The sequence below is a fragment of the Cupriavidus sp. FW306-1B-F12B genome (genome assembly GCF_058781795.1).
On record NZ_JBYSXC010000012.1, the window covers coordinates 92,699 to 112,410 of the forward strand.

General features: G+C 68.9%; 17 protein-coding genes. 16 read left to right on the forward strand and 1 reads right to left on the reverse strand.

The annotated features are described in order from the left end of the window. Positions 1-47 precede the first annotated feature (47 nt). Positions 48-1,982 (reverse strand): ATP-binding cassette domain-containing protein, encoded by a 1,935-nt coding sequence (locus tag AC3WLE_RS20255; protein ID WP_492356486.1) that lies wholly within the window; start codon positions 1,980-1,982, stop codon positions 48-50. Between the two features lie 284 nt (positions 1,983-2,266). Here AC3WLE_RS20255 and AC3WLE_RS20260 point away from each other — a divergent pair, with 284 nt between their 5' ends. From AC3WLE_RS20260 to AC3WLE_RS20335, 16 genes are all read left to right on the forward strand, one after another. Further along, positions 2,267-3,229: a MurR/RpiR family transcriptional regulator gene (locus AC3WLE_RS20260; RefSeq protein ID WP_492317872.1), complete on the forward strand. Its 963-nt coding sequence runs from the start codon at positions 2,267-2,269 to the stop codon at positions 3,227-3,229. Between the two features lie 8 nt (positions 3,230-3,237). Then, complete coding sequence (locus AC3WLE_RS20265; protein WP_492317871.1) at positions 3,238-4,212, forward strand: isoaspartyl peptidase/L-asparaginase family protein; 975 nt, start codon at positions 3,238-3,240, stop codon at positions 4,210-4,212. A 56-nt stretch (positions 4,213-4,268) separates the two neighbouring features. After that, positions 4,269-6,152 carry a dipeptide ABC transporter ATP-binding protein gene (locus tag AC3WLE_RS20270; protein WP_492356502.1) on the forward strand — a complete coding sequence of 628 codons (1,884 nt, stop codon included), beginning with the start codon at positions 4,269-4,271 and terminating at the stop codon, positions 6,150-6,152. Between the two features lie 38 nt (positions 6,153-6,190). Continuing rightward, complete coding sequence (gene gsiB / locus AC3WLE_RS20275; RefSeq protein WP_492356487.1) at positions 6,191-7,747, forward strand: glutathione ABC transporter substrate-binding protein GsiB; 1,557 nt, start codon at positions 6,191-6,193, stop codon at positions 7,745-7,747. Positions 7,748-7,983: 236 nt separating this feature from the next. Then, positions 7,984-8,904 carry a glutathione ABC transporter permease GsiC gene (gene gsiC, locus AC3WLE_RS20280; RefSeq protein ID WP_010814211.1) on the forward strand — a complete coding sequence of 307 codons (921 nt, stop codon included), beginning with the start codon at positions 7,984-7,986 and terminating at the stop codon, positions 8,902-8,904. 7 nt (positions 8,905-8,911) lie between these two features. Further along, the gene (gene gsiD, locus AC3WLE_RS20285) at positions 8,912-9,826 is read left to right on the forward strand and encodes a glutathione ABC transporter permease GsiD (RefSeq protein WP_010814210.1); all 915 of its coding nucleotides are present in this window, start codon (positions 8,912-8,914) and stop codon (positions 9,824-9,826) included. A 17-nt stretch (positions 9,827-9,843) separates the two neighbouring features. Continuing rightward, positions 9,844-10,890 (forward strand): DmpA family aminopeptidase, encoded by a 1,047-nt coding sequence (locus tag AC3WLE_RS20290; RefSeq protein ID WP_492356488.1) that lies wholly within the window; start codon positions 9,844-9,846, stop codon positions 10,888-10,890. Beyond that, entirely contained in the window at positions 10,890-11,708 is an 819-nt protein-coding gene (locus AC3WLE_RS20295) for a M55 family metallopeptidase (protein ID WP_492356489.1), read from the forward strand. The genes AC3WLE_RS20290 and AC3WLE_RS20295 overlap by 1 nt, the downstream gene beginning before the upstream one ends. Before the next feature lie 79 nt (positions 11,709-11,787). Continuing rightward, positions 11,788-12,549, forward strand: coding sequence for a hypothetical protein (locus tag AC3WLE_RS20300; protein WP_492356490.1), 762 nt, complete (start codon positions 11,788-11,790; stop codon positions 12,547-12,549). A 63-nt stretch (positions 12,550-12,612) separates the two neighbouring features. Beyond that, entirely contained in the window at positions 12,613-13,683 is a 1,071-nt protein-coding gene (locus AC3WLE_RS20305) for a M14 family metallopeptidase (RefSeq protein WP_492317866.1), read from the forward strand. Between the two features lie 233 nt (positions 13,684-13,916). Then, positions 13,917-14,543: a CDP-alcohol phosphatidyltransferase family protein gene (locus tag AC3WLE_RS20310; protein ID WP_492351149.1), complete on the forward strand. Its 627-nt coding sequence runs from the start codon at positions 13,917-13,919 to the stop codon at positions 14,541-14,543. Between the two features lie 4 nt (positions 14,544-14,547). Beyond that, entirely contained in the window at positions 14,548-16,317 is a 1,770-nt protein-coding gene (locus tag AC3WLE_RS20315) for a bifunctional alpha/beta hydrolase/class I SAM-dependent methyltransferase (RefSeq protein WP_492356491.1), read from the forward strand. Beyond that, on the forward strand, positions 16,314-17,699 hold the full coding sequence (locus AC3WLE_RS20320) for a phosphatase PAP2/dual specificity phosphatase family protein (RefSeq protein ID WP_492356492.1): 1,386 nt from the start codon (positions 16,314-16,316) through the stop codon (positions 17,697-17,699). Before AC3WLE_RS20315 ends, AC3WLE_RS20320 begins: the two co-directional genes overlap by 4 nt. Continuing rightward, a complete protein-coding gene (locus tag AC3WLE_RS20325) occupies positions 17,686-18,120 on the forward strand; it encodes a hypothetical protein (protein ID WP_492356493.1) in 435 nt (144 codons plus the stop codon). The genes AC3WLE_RS20320 and AC3WLE_RS20325 overlap by 14 nt, the downstream gene beginning before the upstream one ends. Before the next feature lie 6 nt (positions 18,121-18,126). Further along, positions 18,127-18,753 carry a lysophospholipid acyltransferase family protein gene (locus AC3WLE_RS20330; protein ID WP_316149908.1) on the forward strand — a complete coding sequence of 209 codons (627 nt, stop codon included), beginning with the start codon at positions 18,127-18,129 and terminating at the stop codon, positions 18,751-18,753. Further along, a complete protein-coding gene (locus tag AC3WLE_RS20335; RefSeq protein ID WP_010814200.1) occupies positions 18,750-19,712 on the forward strand; it encodes a phosphatidate cytidylyltransferase in 963 nt (320 codons plus the stop codon). The genes AC3WLE_RS20330 and AC3WLE_RS20335 overlap by 4 nt, the downstream gene beginning before the upstream one ends.

Below are 19,712 nucleotides of genomic sequence, written 5' to 3' on the forward strand. Positions count from 1 at the left end.
CTGCCCCCCCAGACCGCGAGGCATCGCGCATCAGTGCTATCGTCCCCTCACGCAATCTGCTCGATCTGCTCCTGCAACTCCAGCCACTTCTCCTCCAGCGTCTCCAGCTCGCCATTGACCTCACCCTGGCGCTTGAGCATCTCCATCAACTTCGTCTTGTTGGCTTCGGCATAGCTGCTTTCATCGGCCATGAACCGGTCGATCTCCTCCTTGGCGGCCTGCAGTACCGCCATGCGCTTTTCCACCTTTTCCAGTTCCTTCGTCAACGGCTTGCGCAGTGCTGACAACCGCTGGCGCTCGTCGGCCTCGGCGCGGCGCTGGTCCTTGCGGTTGACCGCCGACGCGGCATCGCCGGCGTTCTCTGCCAGGTGCGCGGCAGTGGCGGCATTGCGCTTGGCCGCGGCCTGTTGCAGCAGCCAGTCGCGGTAGTCGTCCAGGTCGCCGTCGAACGGCTTGATGGTGCCGTCGGCCACCAGCATGAACTGGTCGGCGGTCGCGCGCAGCAGATGCCGGTCGTGCGACACCAGGATCAGCGTGCCTTCGAACTGTGCCAGCGCCATGGTCAGCGCCTCGCGGGTGTCGAGGTCCAGGTGGTTGGTCGGTTCGTCGAGCAGCAGCAGGTTGGGCTTCTGCCAGACGATCAGCGCCAGCGCCAGCCGCGCTTTCTCGCCGCCTGAGAACGGTTCGATCGGCGAAGTGGCCATGTCGCCGCGGAAGTTGAAGCTGCCGAGGAAGTCGCGCAGTTCCTGCTCGCGGGTATCGGGTGCCAGCCGCGCCAGGTGCTGCAGCGGCGAGTCGTGGTCGCGCAGCGTCTCCAGCTGGTGCTGGGCGAAGTAGCCGATCTGCAGGCCCTTGCCCAGGCGCAGGTTGCCCTTGAGCGGATCCTGCGTGCCCGCCAGCGTCTTGACCAGCGTCGACTTGCCCTGGCCGTTGGCGCCGAGCAGGCCGATGCGCTGGCCGTTCTGGATCGACAGCGCCAGGTTGTGCAGGATGGTGACGGGCGGCTCGGCCTCGGCATAGCCGCAGTCGACACCGTCGAGCACCATCATCGGGTTGGGCGCGGCGTCGGGTTCGCGGAACTCGAAGGCGAAGCCGGCGGCCACGTGCACCGGCGCCAGCCGCTCCATCTTTTCCAGCGCCTTGACGCGGCTCTGCGCCTGGCGCGCCTTGGTCGCCTTGGCCTTGAAGCGCGTGATGAACGATTCCAGGTGCGCGATTTCCTTCTGCTGGCGCACGTAGGCGGATTGCTGCTGTGCCATCTGCTGCAGGCGCAGGGTCTCGAACAGCGTGTAGTTGCCGCCGTAGCGGCGCAGTTGCTGGTTCTCGATATGCACGGTGACGTTGCAGATCGCATCGAGGAATTCGCGGTCGTGCGAAATCATCACCAGCGTGCCGGGATAGCGCGCCAGCCAGTCTTCCAGCCAGACGATGGCGTCCAGGTCCAGGTGGTTGGTCGGTTCGTCAAGCAGCAGCAGGTCGGACGGGCACATCAGCGCCTGTGCCAGGTTCAGGCGCATGCGCCAGCCGCCGGAGAACGAGGCCACCGGCTGCGACACCTGCGCCAGCGTGAAACCCAGGCCCAGTAGCAGGGCCTCGGCGCGCGCCGGGGCGGTGTAGCCGTCGGCGTCGGCAAAGGCGGCGTGGGCTTCGCCCTCGGCACTCCCGTCGCCGCTGGCCTGTGCGGCGGCGATGGCGGCTTCGATCTCGCGCAGGCGGGTGTCGCCATCGATCACGTAATCCACGGCGGTGCGGCTGACCGCAGGCGTTTCCTGCGCCACGTGCGCGACGCGCCACTGCGCCGGCACGATGACGTCGCCCCCGTCCGGATGCAGCTCGCCGCGCAGCAGCGCGAACAGCGTCGACTTGCCGCTGCCGTTGGCGCCGACGAGGCCCACGCGCTCGCCCGGGTTGAGCGTCACGCTGGTGTGGTCGAACAGCACCTTGGTGCCGCGCTGGAGGACTAGCTGGTCGATTCGGATCACGGGAGGGGGAAATGCCTGAGTGAAAAACAGAAAAAGCGCGCAGAAAGCGGGCAACCGCCGGGCCTGGTGCGCTGGCCGGCATTGTAGCGTTTCCGGTGCGCCGCACGCCTTGACGGTGCAAAACAGCTCGGCAACGTGCACCGCCAATGTGCCTTCGTGCCGCGGCGATTCAGGGATTACCCTTGGTCTCGCAAAACTCTATTTTCTTGTTCGTGCGTTGCGTGTAAATTCATTTTCACGAACACGGCGTGCACCAGACGACGTCCAGACCAACCGCTTCCACCATGCAAAAAGGCCACTCGATCTCAGACCGCATTGCGCGCAGCCTGCCGACGCTGACGCCGGCGCACCGCCGCATGGCGGAATACGTGTTGGCCAATCTGTTCCGCGCGGCGACCATGCGCATCGACGAATTTGCCGCGGCGGTGGAGGTGTCGGTGGCCACGGCCAACCGTTTTGCGCGGGCGCTGGGGTTCGACGGCTATCCGCAGTTCCGGGCCGAGCTGGTGCGCGGCTTCGAGGCCACGCTGGCTCCGGTGGAGCGGTTGCGCAGCGAGCTGGAGCGGCCCGCGACCGCGGCCGAAGTCTTTGCCGCCTCGCTCGAAGATGCCGCGGCCAACGCCGAAGCCACGCGGCGCGGCATCGACCCGGAGGCCTGCGAGCGCGCGGTCTCGGCGATCCTGGCGGCGCAGCGTGTCTACGTGGCCGGCTTCGGTGCCAGCGGTTTCCTGGCTGGCCTGCTGCAGCACGGGCTGGAAATGCACTGCCGCATGGTGACCTCGGTGGCGGGCGCCGGCGGCGCCTCGCATGCGGCGCGGCAGCTGTTCAAGCAGCAGCCGAGCGACCTGCTGATCGTGATTGCCTTCCCGCGCTACGTCACGGACACCATCGAACTGGCCGAGCGGGCCAAGTCGCGCGGCGGCCAGGTGCTGGCGCTGACCGACGGGCCGACCTCGCCGCTGGCGCCGCTCGCTGATATCGCGCTTTACGCGCAGGCCGGCAACCGGCTCTCGGCCAACTCCGATGCCACCGTGCTGGCGCTGATCGAGGCGCTGTGCGGCGCGGTGGCGCACCGGGCCGAGCGCCCGGTCAAGGCCGCCGCCGAAATGACCGAATTCCTGCTGCCGTGGCTGTACGGCGCGCCGGCCGCGGAGTCCGCCGGCCGTGCCGCGCCCGGCACCGCGCAGCCCACCGAACCCACGGCCGGCGCCAAGCGCGGCCGATCCTCCAACACCCGCAAGTCCTGAGCATTCACATGCAACCAGCAGTCATTGCCATCCACGGCGGCGCCGGCACCATCACCCGCGCGGCGATGGACGCCGCCCGCGAACGCGAATACATCGAAGCGCTGCAACACGTGCTGCAAGCCGGCCAGCGCATCCTGGCCGAGGGCGGCAGCGCGCTCGATGCGGTCACCGAGGCCGTGCGCCTGCTGGAAGAATGCCCGCTGTTCAACGCCGGCAAGGGTGCCGTGCTGACCCATGCCGGCACCTATGAGCTCGATGCCGCGGTGATGGACGGCGCCACGCTGGAAGCCGGCGCCGTGGCCTGCGTCACGCGCCTGCGCAACCCGGTGCTGGCCGCGCGCGCGGTGCTGGACCACAGCGAACACGTGCTCTTTGCCGGCGCCGGCGCCGAGGCCTTTGCGCAGGCGCAGGGGCTGGAACTGGTGGGCCCGGACTACTACTTCACGCAGGCCCGCCATGACCAGTGGCAGCGTGCGCTTGGCAACGCCGGCATGGCGCTGCTGGACCACGATGCCGCTGCGCTGGTGGCGCAAGGCAAGCCGCTGGCGCGCGACCCGATCGATCCGGACAGCAAGTTCGGCACTGTCGGCGCGGTGGCCTGCGACGGCCGCGGCAACCTGGCTGCGGCCACCTCCACCGGCGGCGTGACCAACAAGCAGGTGGGGCGCGTGGGCGATACCCCGGTGATCGGCGCGGGCTGCTATGCGGACGACGTGGCGGCCGTGTCTGCCACCGGCACCGGCGAGATGTTTATCCGCACCGTGGCCGCGCACGACGTGGCCGCGCAGATGCGCTATGCGGGCCTGTCGCTCGAGGAATCGGCGCGGCGCGTGGTGATGGAGAAGCTGCCGGCCATCAACGGCCGCGGCGGCCTGATCGCGGTGGACCGCGCCGGCAACGTCACGCTGCCTTTCAACACCGAAGGCATGTACCGCGGTTTCGCCCGGGTGGGCGAGGCCGTGAACGTGTCGATCTACGGCTGAGCGCCATCCCCCTGCATCACCCGGCAATACAAGGAGTTCCAGTGGCCACTTCCTCTATGCAAGCCTCCCAGTCCGGCATCGTGCTGCCACCGCAGCGCGTGGTCTCGGTGAACGGGCTGACCGTGCGCTTTGCCACGTCCGAGCGCACCGTCGAGGCCGTGCGCAACCTGTCTTTCCATGTCGACCGCGGCGAGACGCTGGCGGTGGTGGGTGAGTCGGGATCGGGCAAGTCGGTGACGTCGCTGGCGCTGATGCGCCTGGTCGAGCATGGCGGCGGCAAGATCGCCTCCGGCAGCATGGCGCTGCGCCGGCGCGGCGGCGAGGTGATCGAGCTGGCGCGCGCGGATAACGCCACCCTGCGCAGCGTGCGCGGCGCCGACGTGGCGATGATCTTCCAGGAGCCGATGACCTCGCTCAACCCGGTGTTCCCGGTGGGCGAGCAGATCGCTGAATCGATCCGCCTGCACCAGGGCAAGAGCCGCGCTTCGGCGCGCGCCGAAGCGCTGCGCATGCTGGAGCTGGTGCGCATCCCCGAGGCGCGCCGCGTGCTGGAGCGCTATCCGCACCAGCTCTCCGGCGGCATGCGCCAGCGCGTGATGATCGCGATGGCGCTGTCGTGCAAGCCGGCGCTGCTGATCGCCGACGAGCCCACCACGGCGCTGGACGTGACCATCCAGGCCGAGATCCTCCAGCTGATCCGCGGCCTGCAGGCCGAGATGCACATGGGCGTGGTCTTCATCACCCACGACATGGGCGTGGTGGCCGAGGTCGCCGACCGCGTGCTGGTGATGTACCGCGGCGAGAAGGTGGAAGAGGGCACCTCGGACGATGTGTTCCGTGCCCCCGCCCATCCGTACACACGCGCGCTGCTGTCGGCGGTGCCGCGCCTTGGCGCCATGAGCGGCACCGACCTGCCGGCCAAGTTCCCGTTGCTGCAGCTGGGCAGCGCCAACCCTGAACCGGTCGCAGCGCAGGACACCGTTACCCCGGGCGTGGCGCCGATCCTGCGCGTGCAGGACCTGGTGACGCGCTTCGACGTCCCCGGCGGCCTGTTCGGCCGCGTCACGCGGCGCGTGCATGCGGTCGAGAAGGTCAGCTTCGACCTCTATCCCGGCGAGACGCTGGCGCTGGTGGGCGAGTCCGGCTGCGGCAAGTCCACCACGGGCCGCTCGCTGCTGCGCCTGGTGGAAAGCCAGAGCGGCACCATCGAGTTTGCCGGGCAGAACATCAGCAAGATGGAAGGGCCGGCGCTGCAGACCCTGCGCCGCAATATCCAGTTCATCTTTCAGGACCCGTTCGCCTCGCTCGATCCGCGCGTGCCGGTGGGTTACTCGATCATGGAGCCGCTGCTGGTGCACAAGGTCGCCAGCGGCAAGGAGGCAGAGCAGCGCGTGGCCTGGCTGCTCGACAAGGTCGGGCTGGATGCATCGCACGCGGCGCGCTATCCGCACGAGTTCTCCGGCGGCCAGCGCCAGCGCATCTGCATTGCGCGCGCGCTGGCGCTGAACCCCAAGGTGGTGGTGGCCGATGAGTCGGTGTCGGCGCTGGACGTGTCGATCCAGGCGCAGATCGTCAACCTGATGCTGGACCTGCAGCGCGAGCTTGGCATCGCCTTCCTGTTTATCTCGCACGACATGGCGGTGGTGGAGCGCGTGAGCCATCGCGTGGCGGTGATGTACCTGGGCCAGATCGTCGAGATCGGGCCGCGCCGCGCGATCTTCGAGAATCCGCAGCATCCGTACACCAAGAAGCTGATGTCGGCGGTGCCGATCGCCGACCCGGCGCGGCGCCACCTGCGGCGCGAGCCGCTCAACGACGAGATCCCCAGCCCGATCCGCGCGGTTGGCGACGAGCCGGTGGTGCAACCGCTGGTGCAGGTCGCCGGCAGCGGATCGCTCGGCCACTATGTCGCCCGGCATGCCGTCGGCGGCGCCTATTGAAGTCCTGGAAGTCACCAAGTTACCAAGGAGAATCGACGATGTCTGCACGTATGGTTTCGCCCCGATGGGTGGCCGGCGCCTTTGCCGCCGGCACGCTGGGCATGCTGGTTTCGGCCCCGGCTTTCGCCGCCAAGGATGCCGTGATGGCGGTGAGTTCGACCTTCACCTCGCTGGATCCGTACGATTCGAACGACACGCTGTCGCAGGCGGTTGGGAAGAGCTTCTACCAGGGCCTGTTCGGCCTGGACAAGGACATGAAGCTGGTCAATGTGCTGGCAGACAGCTACGACGTCAGCAAGGACGGCCTCACGTATACGATCAAGCTGAAGAAGGGCATCAAGTTCCACGACGGCACCACCTTCGATGCCGGCGCCGTCAAGGCCAACCTGGACCGCGTCACCAACCCGGCCAACAAGCTCAAGCGCTACACGCTGTTCAACCGTGTCGCCAGGACTGACGTGGTCGATGCCAATACGGTCAAGGTCACGCTGAAAGAGCCGTTCTCGCCGTTCATCAACGTGCTGGCGCACCCGTCGGCGGTGATGATCTCGCCGGCCGCGCTGCAGAAGTACGGCAAGGAAATCGCCTTCCACCCGGTTGGCACGGGCCCCTTCGAATTTGTCGAATGGAAGCAGCCCGACCACCTGAAGGGCAAGAAATTCGCAGGCTTCTGGAAGACCGGCTACCCGAAGATCGACACCATTACCTGGAAGCCGGTGGTCGACAACAACACCCGCGCCGCGATCATGCAGACCGGCGAGGCTGACTTTGCCTTCAGCATCCCGTTCGAGCAGGCCGCGGTGCTGAAGAACAGCGCCAAGGTGGATCTGATCGCCTCGCCGTCGATCATCCAGCGCTACCTGTCGCTGAACACCATGGTCAAGCCGTTCAACGACCCCAAGGTGCGCCAGGCCATCAACTATGCCATCAACAAGGACGCGCTGGCCAAGGTCGCCTTCGCTGGCTACGCGGTGCCGGCAGAAGGCGTGGTGCCGCCGGGCGTGGACTATGCCGAGAAGCTGGGCCCGTGGCCGTATGACCCGGCCAAGGCGCGCGCGCTGCTGAAGGAAGCCGGCTATCCGAACGGCTTCGAGACCACGCTGTGGTCGGCCTACAACCACACCACCGCGCAGAAGGTGATCCAGTTCGTGCAGCAGCAGCTGCAGCAGGTCGGCATCAAGGCCTCGGTGCAGGCGCTCGAGGCCGGCCAGCGCGTGGAAAAGGTCGAGAGCGTGCCCAAGCCGGAAGATGCCGGCGTGCGCATCTACTACGTGGGCTGGTCGTCGTCGACCGGTGAATCGGACTGGGCGCTGCGTCCGCTGCTGGCTTCGGAGTCGATGCCGCCCAAGCTGCTGAATACCGCGTACTACAAGAACGACCAGGTCGACGCCGATATCGCCGGCGCGCTGCGCACCACCGATCGTGGCGAAAAGGCGCGCCTGTACAAGGACGCCCAGGAACGCATCTGGAAGGATGCGCCGTGGGCCTTCCTGGTGACCGAGAAGGTGCTGTTTGCGCGCAGCAAGCGGTTGACCGGTGCGTATGTGATGCCGGATGGGTCGTTCAATTTTGAAGAGATCGATATCAAGCAGTGATGAGAGACCCCCAGCGGCGCTTCTCCCGCTGGTGGTTTGCTCCCCTCTCCCGCGAGCGGGAGAGGGGCGGGGGTGAGGGCGGGCGCGTGCAGGACCAATGCCAGCCGCTTTGCCTTCTCCACTCAACGAGCAGTAAGCAGTAAAGCAGTAAGCCGAGGTGGCCGCCTTGCCCGCGTCGCGGGGTCGCAGGGCGGGCGGCCTGCGGCCTCTGCTGCTGCATTTCCTTCTGGTGTGTCATGCTGAATTACTTCCTCAAACGTGTGCTGGGCGTGATCCCCACGCTGCTGATCGTGGCAGTGCTGGTGTTCCTGTTCGTCCATCTGCTGCCGGGTGATCCCGCGCGGCTGGCGGCGGGCCCGGAGGCCGATTCGGCCACGGTCGAACTGGTGCGCAAGGACCTTGGGCTGGACCGGCCCATGCACGAGCAGTTCGTCAACTTCTTCTCCAATGCGGTCCGCGGCGAGTTCGGCCATTCGCTGCGCACCAAGCGCCCGGTCAGCGAGGAGATCGGCGACCGCTTCATGCCCACGCTGCTGCTGACGGTGGCGTCGATGGCCTGGGCGGTGGTGTTCGGCATGGCGATCGGCATCGGCTCGGCCGTGTGGCGCAACCGCTGGCCGGACCGGTTCGGCATGACGCTGGCGGTGTCGGGCATTTCGTTCCCGGCTTTTGCGCTGGGCATGCTGCTGATGGAAGTGTTCTCGGTGCAGCTGGGCTGGCTGCCGTCGATCGGCGCCGACAGCTGGAAGCACTACGTGTTGCCGTCGATCACGCTGGGTGCGGCGGTGGCCGCGGTGATGGCGCGTTTTACGCGGGCCTCGTTCGTCGAGGTGCTGCAAGAAGATTTCATCCGCACCGCGCGTGCCAAGGGTGTGCGCGAGACGCTGGTGGTGGCCAAGCACGGCCTGCGCAACGCCATGATCCCGGTGGTGACCATGATGGGCCTGCAGTTCGGCTTCCTGCTGGGCGGCTCGATCGTGGTCGAGAAGGTGTTCAACTGGCCGGGCCTGGGGCGCCTGCTGGTCGATGCCGTCGAGATGCGCGACTACCCGGTGATCCAGGCCGAGGTGCTGCTGTTCTCGCTCGAATTCATTCTGATCAACCTGGTGGTGGACATGCTCTACACCGTGATCAACCCAACCATCCGCTACAAGTGAGGCCGGCATGACTGAGCTTTCCACGCCCGCCGCAGCGCAAGCGGCACCCGCCACCGCCCCCGTGCCGGAGGCCGTGCGCACGCCCTGGACCGAGTTCTGGCGCAAATTCCGCAAGCAGCACCTGGCGCTGGGCGCCGGCGCCTTCGTGCTGGTGCTGGTGGTGATTGCCATCGTGGCGCCGCATATCGTGCCGTACGACCCGGAGAACTACTTCGACTACGACGCGCTCAACGCCGGCCCGTCGGCCGCGCACTGGATGGGCGTCGATTCGCTCGGACGCGATATCTTCAGCCGCATCCTGGCAGGCGCGCGCATCTCGCTGGCGGCGGGTTTCCTGTCGGTGATCATCGGCGCGCTGATCGGCACCGTGCTGGGCCTGCTGGCGGGCTACTACGAAGGCTGGTGGGACCGCATCGTGATGCGCATTTCCGACGTGCTCTTCGCCTTCCCGGGCATCCTGCTGGCGATCGGCATCGTGGCCATCCTCGGCAACGGCATGACCAACGTGATCTTCGCCGTGGCCATCTTCAGCATCCCGGCGTTCGCGCGGCTGGTGCGCGGCAATACGCTGATGCTCAAGCGTCTGACCTATATCGAGGCGGCGCGCAGCATCGGCGCATCGGACTGGACCATCCTGATGCGGCATATCCTGCCGGGCACGGTGTCGTCGATCGTGGTGTATTTTTCGATGCGTATCGGCACCTCGATCATCACCGCGGCCAGCCTGTCGTTCCTGGGACTGGGCGCGCAGCCGCCCACGCCGGAATGGGGCGCGATGCTCAACGAAGCCCGTGCCGACATGGTGACGGCGCCGCACGTGGCGATCTTCCCGAGCCTGGCGATCTTCCTGACGGTGCTGGCCTTCAACCTGCTGGGCGACGGCCTGCGCGACGCGCTCGACCCCAAGATCGACCGCCGTTGAACCCTGAGCCGCTGAACATGACCGCATCGACAACGGGCGTGCCGCGTGTCGGCAGCCTGCCGGCAGGTCCGCTGGACAGCATTGCCGACGTGGCCGGCGTGACCGTCGGCCATTGCACGCTGGCGGATGGCGCCGTGCAGACCGGCGTCACCGTGATCCGTCCGCATGGCGGCGATCCGTACCGCGACAAGGTGCCCGCCGCGGCCACCGTGCTCAACGGCTTTGGCAAGAGCATCGGGCTGGTGCAGGTGGACGAACTGGGCGTGCTGGAAACGCCGCTGGCGCTGACCAATACCTTTTCGGTCGGCGCGGTCGCGCAGGCGCAGATCCGTGCGGCGGTGGCGGCCAATCCGGAGATCGGCCGCGCGCTGCCGACCGTCAATGCGCTGGTGTTCGAGTGCAATGACGGCTACCTGAACGATATCCAGCGCATGGCGGTGGAGGGCAGCCACTATGAGGCGGCCCTGGCCGGTGCCGGCCAGGAGGTTGCGCAGGGCGCGGTCGGCGCCGGGCGCGGCATGTCGGCATTCGGCGTCAAGGGTGGTATCGGCACCGCTTCACGCCTGGCCGGTGGCTATCGCGTGGGCGCGCTGGTGCTGGCCAATTTCGGCACGCCGGAATCGTTGACCGTTGCCGGCCGCCTGGTCGGTCCGGAACTGGTCCAGCGCCTGGCGCAGCCCGACACAGCGGCGCAACCGGAAAAGGGATCGATCATCATGATCCTCGCCACCGACGCCCCGCTGGACGCGCGCCAGTTGCGCCGGCTGTCGCTGCGCGCCGGCGCCGGGCTGGCGCGTACCGGCTCGGTGTTCGGGCATGGCTCGGGCGATATCGCAGTCGCGTTCTCGAGCGCGTATACCGTGCCGCACGACACCGCCCGGCCGATGCCGGCCGTCGCCATGCTGCATGAAACCCATCTCGACCCGCTGTTCCGCGCCGCGGCCGACAGCGTCGAGCAAGCCATCCTGCATGCCCTGTGGCATGCCGCACCGGTGCAGGGCCGCGACGGCCACGGCCGGCGCGCACTGCTGGACGTGATGCCCGAACTGGGCCAAACCGCCTGATGAAGATCCTTGTTTCCACCGATATCGAAGGCGTGGCTGGCGTCTTCCACGCCGAACAGACCCGCCCCGGCAACGGCGAATACGAACGCGCCCGCGCCTGGATGACCGGCGAAGCCAATGCCGCGGTCGAAGGCGCCTTTGCCGGCGGTGCGACTGAAGTACTGGTCAACGATTCGCACGGCGGCTTCCGCAACCTGCTGCCGGACCAGCTCGATCCGCGCGCGCGGGTGGTGCTGGGCAAGCCGCGCTACCTTGGCATGATGGCCGGCGTCGAGGCCGGAGTCGACGGCGTGCTGATGATCGGCTACCACGGCCGCGCCCAGAGCCGCGGCGTGCTGGCGCACACCATCAACAGCGGCGCCTTCGCGCGGGTCTGGCTCAACGGCAAGGAACTGGGCGAGGCGGGCCTGTACGCCGCGCTGGCCGGCGAGTTTGGCGCGCCGGTGCTGATGGCCAGCGGCGACGATGTCTTCGTGCAGGAAACCCATGCGCTGATGCCGTGGGTGCGCTATGTCGAGACCAAGTCAGCGGACGGCTTCGGCAGCGGCACCTCGCTGTCGCCGGCGGCGGCGCGCGAGGCCATTGCCGTAGCGGCTGCAACCGCGGTGCGCGAACGCGCGCAGGCGCAATGCCTGCGCATCGCCGCGCCGGTGACTTGCACCCTGCAGACCCTGACGCCCGCGCACGCGGACCTGTTCTGCCAGTGGCCGGCGCTGGAGCGCCGCGACGGCGTGACGCTGTCCTTCCAGGCCGATTCGGTCCAGGCGGCGGTGCGCATGCTGAACTGCCTGTCGGCGATGTCGTTCATGCTGAAGTAGGGCCGGGCAGATTCGCCGGGGCGAGCGCGCAGATCGGCGACAATGGCGGGTCTAGCAATTCAGGCATGAGCCGCAACGCATGACCCAGGCACACGACGGGGGCTGGATCCCCGTGCGCAAGGACTTCGTCGACCCCGCCACGCGCTGCCATGCGCGGGGCGCGAGCCGCCGCCACCATGGCTTTCCGGCCGGGCAGGCTTATATCCTGCGCGACGCCGCAGGGCATGAATATCCCTTTGGCGATGACTGCGCGCGTGCCGCGGTGCCGCATCCGGGCCTGCTGCTGCAGGTGCCGGACTACACCGAGCGCGATGTGGTGCCGCGCACGGCCTTGCCCGAGGCGGCGCCCCCGGCCCGCCGGCGCGATCCCGCCCAGGCACAGGCCGCCGAGCGCGCCGCCGCGATCCGCTACCTGGTGCTGCGCATGGAGAAGGTGGCCGCGGTGCCGCGCGTGCAGCCGACAGTGCGCTTCCCGGCGCTTGAGGGCGTCTACGAGCAGTACCAGCGCACCGGCGACATCGGCATGGCGCAGGTGCGCCGCATCCTGGCGATCGAACGCAGCCCGTCCACCCCGCCGCGGCTGCGCGCCACCAACCTGCTCGACGTCTATACCGCGCATATCAAGCTGGAATGGCTGATCGCGGGGTCCAACAGCGTCGACAACATCCGCTTCCTGCGCAGCCTGCACGACTGGCTGGCCCGTCACCTGGTGCTGACCGCCGGCCAGCTGGCCGCGGCCGGGATCGAGATGCATCCGCAGGCGTTCACTTCGCCTGGTATCTGGGGGCCGGGGACGGAGCCCGCGCCGGCGCCCGGGTATGCGTCCGGGTCGCTGTTCTAGCAGCGGGTGGCAAGACCTGCGGATTTGGCGTCTAATGCCTGCATCGCATCCGCCGGTCACGCCATGAGCCATTTTTCTCGCAGCTACGCCGAAGCCCGCCAGAAGTTCCTTGACGCCGCGCGCACGGCCGGGGCCGCGCTGGCCCAGTTCCCGCACCCCACCAAGCGCGGCAGTGCCGGCGAGGACCTCGCGATCGACGTGGCGCTGGCCGGCCCGGCCGAGGCCCGCCGCTGCCTGATGGTGACCTCGGGCACGCACGGCGCCGAAGGCTTTGCCGGCTCCGGCGCGCAGGTGACGATGCTGCACGACGCCGCGCTGCTTGCCGATTGCGCCGCCGCCGACACCAGCCTGCTGCTGGTGCATGCGATCAATCCCTACGGTTTTTCCCACCTGCGCCGGGTCAACGAGGACAACGTCGACCTGAACCGCAATTTCATGGACTTCACCCAGCCGCTGCCGTACAACGAGGCCTATGCCGAGATCGCGCCGCTGCTGGTGCCGGCGCAATGGCCGCCGTCCGACACCGACCAGGCGCAACTGATGAAGGCCGTGGCCGAGCGCGGCATGCCGTGGTACCAGGCCGCGGTCAGCCGCGGCCAGTACCAGGACCCGGGCGGCATGTTCTACGGCGGCGACAAGGCTGCCTGGAGCAACTACACGCTGTGCCGCATCCTGGCGCGCTTCGGCGCCGGGCGCGAGGCGCTGCGCTGGATCGACGTCCATACCGGGCTGGGCCCCTGGGGCTATGGCGAGCCCATCCACATGGGCCCGGACACGCCGGAATCGCTCACGCGCACGCGCGCGATCTGGGGCGCGCGCGTGACCTCGATCTACGATGGCTCGTCGACCTCGGCCAACCTCACCGGCCTGGCCTGGCACGCGGTGCTGCAGACCCTGCCCACCATGGACTATGCCGGCATCGCGCTTGAGTTCGGCACGCTGCCGGTGGGCGAGGTGCTGGACGCGCTGCGCGGCGACCACTGGCTGCACCAGCACCCGGAAGCCGACGAAAACCAGCGCGCGCTGGTCCGCCAGGCGATGTGGCGTGCCTTCTATGGCGATACCGACGACTGGCGCGAGGGCGTGGTGGCGCAGGTGACCGACGCAGTGCGGGACACCATTGCCTCGGCCTAGCCGGTTCTGGCCGCAAGCGCCTTCTGGTAATGTCTCGACGTTGGCGGTAGAGTGCTGAGCCAGGCACTGCCGCCATGCCTTGGCCGGCACGAGCAGCAGCCGCGCCGCGGTCAGAAAACTACCAGAAACAAGACGGAAGAGGTCGGGCAGGCCCGGGCGCATGACCCTGCGCGTCGCCGCGGCCTGGCGCACGGCGTCGCTTCCGGCATCAGCTCGGCAGGGAGGCCGGTGCGATGACCCTCTATGAACTGAAGCCCAGGTTCCAGGCCCGGTTGCGCCCCATGGTGCAAGACCTGGCGCAGCGCGGCGTGACTGCCAACCAGGTGACGCTGGCCGCCGCGGCCGGCTCCCTCGCGGTGGGGGTGCTGGCCACGCTGGGCATGCTGGTGGCCGAGACCCCGGCGCTGTTCCTGCTGTTTCCCCTATGGTTGTTCCTGCGCATGGCGCTCAACGCCGTCGACGGCATGCTGGCGCGCGAGCACGGCCAGCAGAGCGTGCTGGGTGCCTACCTGAACGAGCTTGGCGACATTGCCTCGGACCTGGCGCTGATCCTGCCGCTGGCCGCGCTGCCGGGCTTCAGCCTGGGCCAGGTCGGCACCTTCGCGCTACTGGCGGTGATCGTCGAGGCCGCCGGGTTGATCGGCCCGCTGGCCGGGGCCAGCCGGCGCTACGACGGCCCGCTGGGCAAGAGCGACCGCGCCTTCGCGGTCGGCGCGATCGCGCTGTGGGCCGGTGTTGGCCTGGGCTTTGGCGCGGCCGCCAGCTGGCTGTGGCTGGTGCTGTCGCTGCTGTCGCTGTTCACGATTGCCAACCGGGTGCGCCGCGGTGTCGCCGAGGCCCAGTCCCGCACAGCGGAGTAGCGAGATGGACCGACCGTCGACGCGCCAGCCGCAAGAGCGGCAATTCGAGACCCACGACCGCCAGACGCTGTTCTATCGGCACTGGCCGGCGGTGGAGGGCCCGGCGCGCGGCGCCGTGGTGCTGTTCCATCGCGGCCATGAGCATTCCGGCCGGGTCGCCCACCTGGCCGACGAACTGAACCTGCCCGGCTACGAGATCTTTGCCTGGGATGCGCGCGGCCACGGCCGTTCGCCCGGCGAGCGCGGCTACAGCCCCAGCCTGGCGGACTCGGTGCGCGATATCCAGACCTTCACCACCCATATCGCCGAGGTCCACGGCATCCCGCTGGAACGCACCGCGGTGATCGCGCAGAGCGTGGGCGCGGTGCTGGCCGCCACCTGGGTGCACGACTACGCGCCGCCGATCCGCGCGCTGGTGCTGGCCTCGCCCGCGTTCAAGGTCAAGCTCTACGTGCCCTTTGCGCGGCCGGGGCTGAAGCTGATGCAGCGCCTGCGCGGCAAGTTCTTCGTCAACAGCTACGTCAAGGCCAAGTTCCTCACGCACGATCCCGAGCGCATCGCCAGCTACGACAGCGATCCGCTGATCACGCGCCCGATCGCGGTCAATATCCTGCTGGACCTGTACGACACGGCGGAGCGCATCGTCGCCGATGCCGCGGCGATCACGGTGCCGACGCAGCTGCTGATCTCCGGCGCCGACTGGGTCGTGCATCGCGGGCCGCAGGACCGCTTCTATGAGCGCCTGGGTTCGCGCACCAAGGAGCGCATCGTGCTGGACGGCTTCTATCACGACACGCTCGGTGAGCGCGACCGCAAGCTGGCGGTCGATGCCGCGCGCCGCTTTATCCTGCGCGAGTTCGACACGCCGTCGGCGCCGCGCTCGCTGCTCGATGCCGACCAGATCGGCCCGTTCCGCGAGGAATCCGACCGCCTGGCGTCGGCGCCTGTCGGGCTGGCCGCCTGGTACTGGCGCGCGGCGCGGGCCAACCTGAAGCTGGGCGGAATACTGTCGGACGGGGTGCGGCTGGGCCATGAGACCGGCTTCGACTCGGGCTCGACGCTCGACTATGTTTACCGCAACGCCCCCTCGGGCCGCGGCAAGCTGGGCCGGCTGGCCGATCAGCAGTACCTGGACGCGATCGGCTGGCGCGGCATCCGCCAGCGCAAGGTCCACGCCGAGGCCCTGATCGCCGAGGCCGTGCGGCGGCTGCGCGCGGCCGGCATGCCGGTGCGGATCGTCGACATCGCCGCCGGGCACGGGCGCTATGTGCTTGAGGCGCTGGGCGCGCTGGATGGCGGCGCCGCGGCGGTCGAGTCGATCCTGTTGCGCGACTACAGCCCGCTGAACGTCGAGCAGGGCCGCGCCCTGATCGCCGCCAAGGATCTCGCGGACGTGGCCCGCTTCGAGCAGGGCGATGCCTTCGACGGCGACAGCCTGGCGGCGCTGGCACCGGCGCCGACACTGGCGGTGGTTTCCGGCCTGTACGAACTGTTCCCCGACAACGCAATGGTGCGGCGCTCGCTCGAGGGCCTGGCGCGCGCGGTGCCGCCCGGCGGCTACCTGGTCTACACCGGCCAGCCCTGGCATCCGCAGCTGGAATTCATCGCGCGCGCGCTCACCAGCCACCGCGCCGGCGCCGCCTGGGTGATGCGCCGCCGCTCGCAGGCCGAGATGGACGAACTGGTGCGGGCCGCTGGCTTTGACAAGGTGACCCAGCGCATCGACCCGTGGGGCATCTTCACCGTCAGCCTGGCGCGCAGGCACGGCGCATGAGCACGGTGCCGACGGAGGTTGACGCCGGGGCGCATTCGCAGCTGCCTGCAGGCAACCGGCCCTGGGGGCTGGCCTGCCTGCTGCTGGCGCTGGCCGGCGCGTTCTTTTTCTCCAGCTACGGCTTTGCCAACTGGCTGGCGAGCCAGCGCGCCAACGTGCCGGCGATCTATTTCGAATGGGAGCAGGGGATCCCGTTCCTGCCGTGGACCATCGTGCCGTACTGGTCGATCGACCTGCTGTACGGCATCTCCTTCTTCCTGTGGCGCACGCGCGCGGCGCTGCTCACGCACGTCAGGCGGTTGGTGCTGGCGCAGCTGGTGTCGGTGGCGTGCTTTATCGCCTTCCCGCTGCGCTTCAGCTTTGCCCGGCCCGAAGCCGACGGCCTGCCGGGCCAGCTGTTCACGCTGCTGGGCGGTTTCGACCTGCCGTTCAACCAGGCGCCGTCGCTGCATATCAGCCTGCTGGTGATCCTGTGGGTCGCCTTTGCGGCGCACCTGCGCGGCGGCTGGCGCTGGCTGCTGCACGGCTGGTTTGCGCTGATCGGGGTCTCGGTGCTGACCACCTGGCAGCACCACCTGATCGATGTGCCCACCGGCGCGCTGGTGGGCTGGCTGTGCGTTTACCTGTTCCCGATGCAACGGCCCGCTGCCGGTGCGCCGGACGCGCGCACGCGCCAGCTGTCGCGCCGCTACACCGTGGGCGCGCTGGTGGGGTTGCTGTGCGCGGTGCTGGCGGTGGGTGCGTCGGTGACGCTGGCGCTGCTGCTGCTGTGGGCCGCGCTGGCGCTGGCCTGCGTCGCCCGGATCTACGCGCTGGCCGCGCCGGCGTGGTTCCAGAAGGACGGCGATGGGATGATGGCCCCGGCCGCGCGCTGGGTGCTGGCGCCGTACCTGCTGGGCGCCTTCCTCAATTCGCGCTGGTGGACGCGGCGCGCGCCGCAGCCCAGTGCCATCGCGGACGGCATCTGGGTTGGCCGCTTCCCGACCCGCGCCGGACTGCGCGCGATCGGGGCGGACGCAGTCCTCGACCTGACCGCCGAACTGCCGCGCGCAGCCACCGACCCGGCGCTTGCGTATCGTTGCGTGCCGGTGCTGGACCTGACCGTGCCGACGCCGGAACAGTTGGACCAGGCCGTGGCTCAACTCGACGCCTGGCAGCGGCAGGGCCGCCGCGTGCTGGTCAGCTGCGCGCTCGGCTATTCGCGCAGCGCGCTGGTTGCCGCCGCATGGCTGGCGCGCCGGCAGGGACTGCGCGACGCCGGCGCTGCGCTGGAGTTGCTGCGCGAGCATCGCCCGGCGGTGGTGCTCGGGCGCGAACATGCGCAGGCGCTGCAACGCTGGCTGGACCGTCCCGCCATGCCGGAGCCCGATGATGGACGCTGAGTTCACGCAAGGCACTGATGCCTGGATCGCACACGCCGTCACCGGCGCGCTGTCGGGCGCCGTGTGGATCGGCGCGGCCGGGCTGGCTTTCGGCGTGGCCACGGCATGGCTGGGGGTGGCCACGCCGGTCCCGCGCGTGCTGGCGGCCGCTTCGCTGCTGCTGGCGTTGCCCCAGCTCTGGCTGCTGCTGCGCGTTGCCATCGACCGCCGCTTCTTCGATGCGCTCGCGGCCGGGCGGCAGGACCAGCCCGACCTGGCCGGATTGGACGCCGCGCTGCTCGAACTGGGCTGGATGCCGGCGCAACGCGCCGGCCGTCCGCTGCCGGACCGCGCCCGCGGCGCGCTGCGGCTGGTGCGCGCCAGCGCCGCGCTGACTGTGTGCCAGCTGGCGCTGGCCTTGCTGACCGTGATCCTGAGGTAACCAACCATGTGGCTTGCCCGCGCGACCGCGCGCGCCATCATCGTCTTCGCCCGGCTGCTGACCGGCATGCGCGCCAACTGGCAGGGCTGCATCCCCGCCGCGGTGCAGCGCGTCTACTTTGCCAACCACAGCAGCCACGGCGATTTCGTGCTGATCTGGGGCTGCCTGCCGCCCGACCTGCGCACCGTCACGCGCCCGGTGGCCGGTGCCGACTACTGGGAGCGCTCGCCGCTGCGGCGCTTTATCGGCCGCGACGTATTCCACGCGCTGCTGATCGACCGCACCCGCAGCGAACCGGGCAGCGACCCGGTGGCGCTGATGCACGGCGCGCTGGCATCCGGCGACTCGCTGATCCTGTTTCCCGAAGGCACGCGCAATACCACCGACGCGCGCCTGCTGCCGTTCAAGAGCGGCATCTACCACCTGGCGCGGGCCTGCCCCGGGGTGGAGTTCGTGCCGGTGTGGATCGACAACCTCAACCGCGTGATGCCCAAGGGCGAAGTCGTGCCGGTGCCGCTGCTGTGCACCGTCACCTTTGGCCAGCCGGTGCTGCTGGCCGCCGAGGACAGCAAGGAAGCCTTCCTTGCGCGGTGCCGCGACGGCCTGCTCGCGCTTGCCCCGGAGCTGGAATGACCGCCATGCCCACTTTGCACTGGAGCCCCGAGACCTGGCTGCTGTTCGGTGGCCTGTTCGGCGTGCTGCTGCTGGCCTCCACCGTGACCGCGCTGCTGCGCTGGCGGGTGGCGGGCGGCGGCCAGCACGCGGTGATCGACAACCTGGCGCAGCGTGTCTGGGCCTGGTGGTGGATGATCGGCATCATGGGCGTGGCCTTTGCACTGGGCCGCACCGCGGTGATCGTGCTGTTCTACCTGCTCTCGTTCTTCGCGCTGCGCGAGTTCGTCACCATCATCACCACGCGGCGCGGTGACCATCACGCCATCGTCGCCGCCTTTTTCGTGTTCCTGCCGCTGCAGTACGTGCTGGTCTATATCGGCTGGTACGGCATGTTCTCGATCCTGATCCCGGTCTATGCCTTCCTGATCCTGCCGATCCTGGCGGCGCTGTCGTCCGAGACCACGCGCTTCCTGGAGCGCTGCGCCGGAGTGCAGTGGGCGGTGATGGTGTGCGTGTTCTGCATCTCGCACGTGCCGGCGCTGCTGACGCTGCCGATCCCGGGCTTCGAAGGCCGCAACCTGCTGCTGATCGCCTTCCTGGTGATCGTGGTGCAGGGCAGCGACGTGCTGCAGTATGTGTGGGGCAAGCTGTGCGGCAAGCGCAAGATCGCGCCGCTGCTGTCGCCGTCCAAGACCGTCGAGGGCTTTGTCGGCGGCGTGGCCAGTGCCACCGCGCTGGGCGCGGCGCTGTGGTGGATCACGCCGTTCTCGCCGTGGCAGGCCGGCGCGATTGCGCTGGTGATTGCGCTGATGGGCTTCCTGGGCGGGCTGGTGATGTCGGCGATCAAGCGCGACCGCGGCATCAAGGACTGGGGCCATATGATCCAGGGCCACGGCGGCATGCTGGACCGGCTGGACTCAGTGGTGTTCGCCGCGCCGGTGTTCTTCCATATCACCCGCTACTGGTGGGTGCCCTGA

Coding starts and splice junctions, on each gene's coding strand:
- AC3WLE_RS20305 (WP_492317866.1), top strand. CDS start 12,613: ATGAGCCATTTTTCTCGCAGCTACGCCGAAGCCCGCCAGAAGTTCCTT.
- gsiB (WP_492356487.1), top strand. CDS start 6,191: ATGTCTGCACGTATGGTTTCGCCCCGATGGGTGGCCGGCGCCTTTGCC.
- AC3WLE_RS20310 (WP_492351149.1), top strand. CDS start 13,917: ATGACCCTCTATGAACTGAAGCCCAGGTTCCAGGCCCGGTTGCGCCCC.
- AC3WLE_RS20330 (WP_316149908.1), top strand. CDS start 18,127: ATGTGGCTTGCCCGCGCGACCGCGCGCGCCATCATCGTCTTCGCCCGG.
- AC3WLE_RS20320 (WP_492356492.1), top strand. CDS start 16,314: ATGAGCACGGTGCCGACGGAGGTTGACGCCGGGGCGCATTCGCAGCTG.
- gsiD (WP_010814210.1), top strand. CDS start 8,912: ATGACTGAGCTTTCCACGCCCGCCGCAGCGCAAGCGGCACCCGCCACC.
- AC3WLE_RS20260 (WP_492317872.1), top strand. CDS start 2,267: ATGCAAAAAGGCCACTCGATCTCAGACCGCATTGCGCGCAGCCTGCCG.
- AC3WLE_RS20295 (WP_492356489.1), top strand. CDS start 10,890: ATGAAGATCCTTGTTTCCACCGATATCGAAGGCGTGGCTGGCGTCTTC.
- AC3WLE_RS20300 (WP_492356490.1), top strand. CDS start 11,788: ATGACCCAGGCACACGACGGGGGCTGGATCCCCGTGCGCAAGGACTTC.
- AC3WLE_RS20290 (WP_492356488.1), top strand. CDS start 9,844: ATGACCGCATCGACAACGGGCGTGCCGCGTGTCGGCAGCCTGCCGGCA.
- gsiC (WP_010814211.1), top strand. CDS start 7,984: ATGCTGAATTACTTCCTCAAACGTGTGCTGGGCGTGATCCCCACGCTG.
- AC3WLE_RS20315 (WP_492356491.1), top strand. CDS start 14,548: ATGGACCGACCGTCGACGCGCCAGCCGCAAGAGCGGCAATTCGAGACC.
- AC3WLE_RS20265 (WP_492317871.1), top strand. CDS start 3,238: ATGCAACCAGCAGTCATTGCCATCCACGGCGGCGCCGGCACCATCACC.
- AC3WLE_RS20270 (WP_492356502.1), top strand. CDS start 4,269: ATGCAAGCCTCCCAGTCCGGCATCGTGCTGCCACCGCAGCGCGTGGTC.
- AC3WLE_RS20325 (WP_492356493.1), top strand. CDS start 17,686: ATGATGGACGCTGAGTTCACGCAAGGCACTGATGCCTGGATCGCACAC.
- AC3WLE_RS20335 (WP_010814200.1), top strand. CDS start 18,750: ATGACCGCCATGCCCACTTTGCACTGGAGCCCCGAGACCTGGCTGCTG.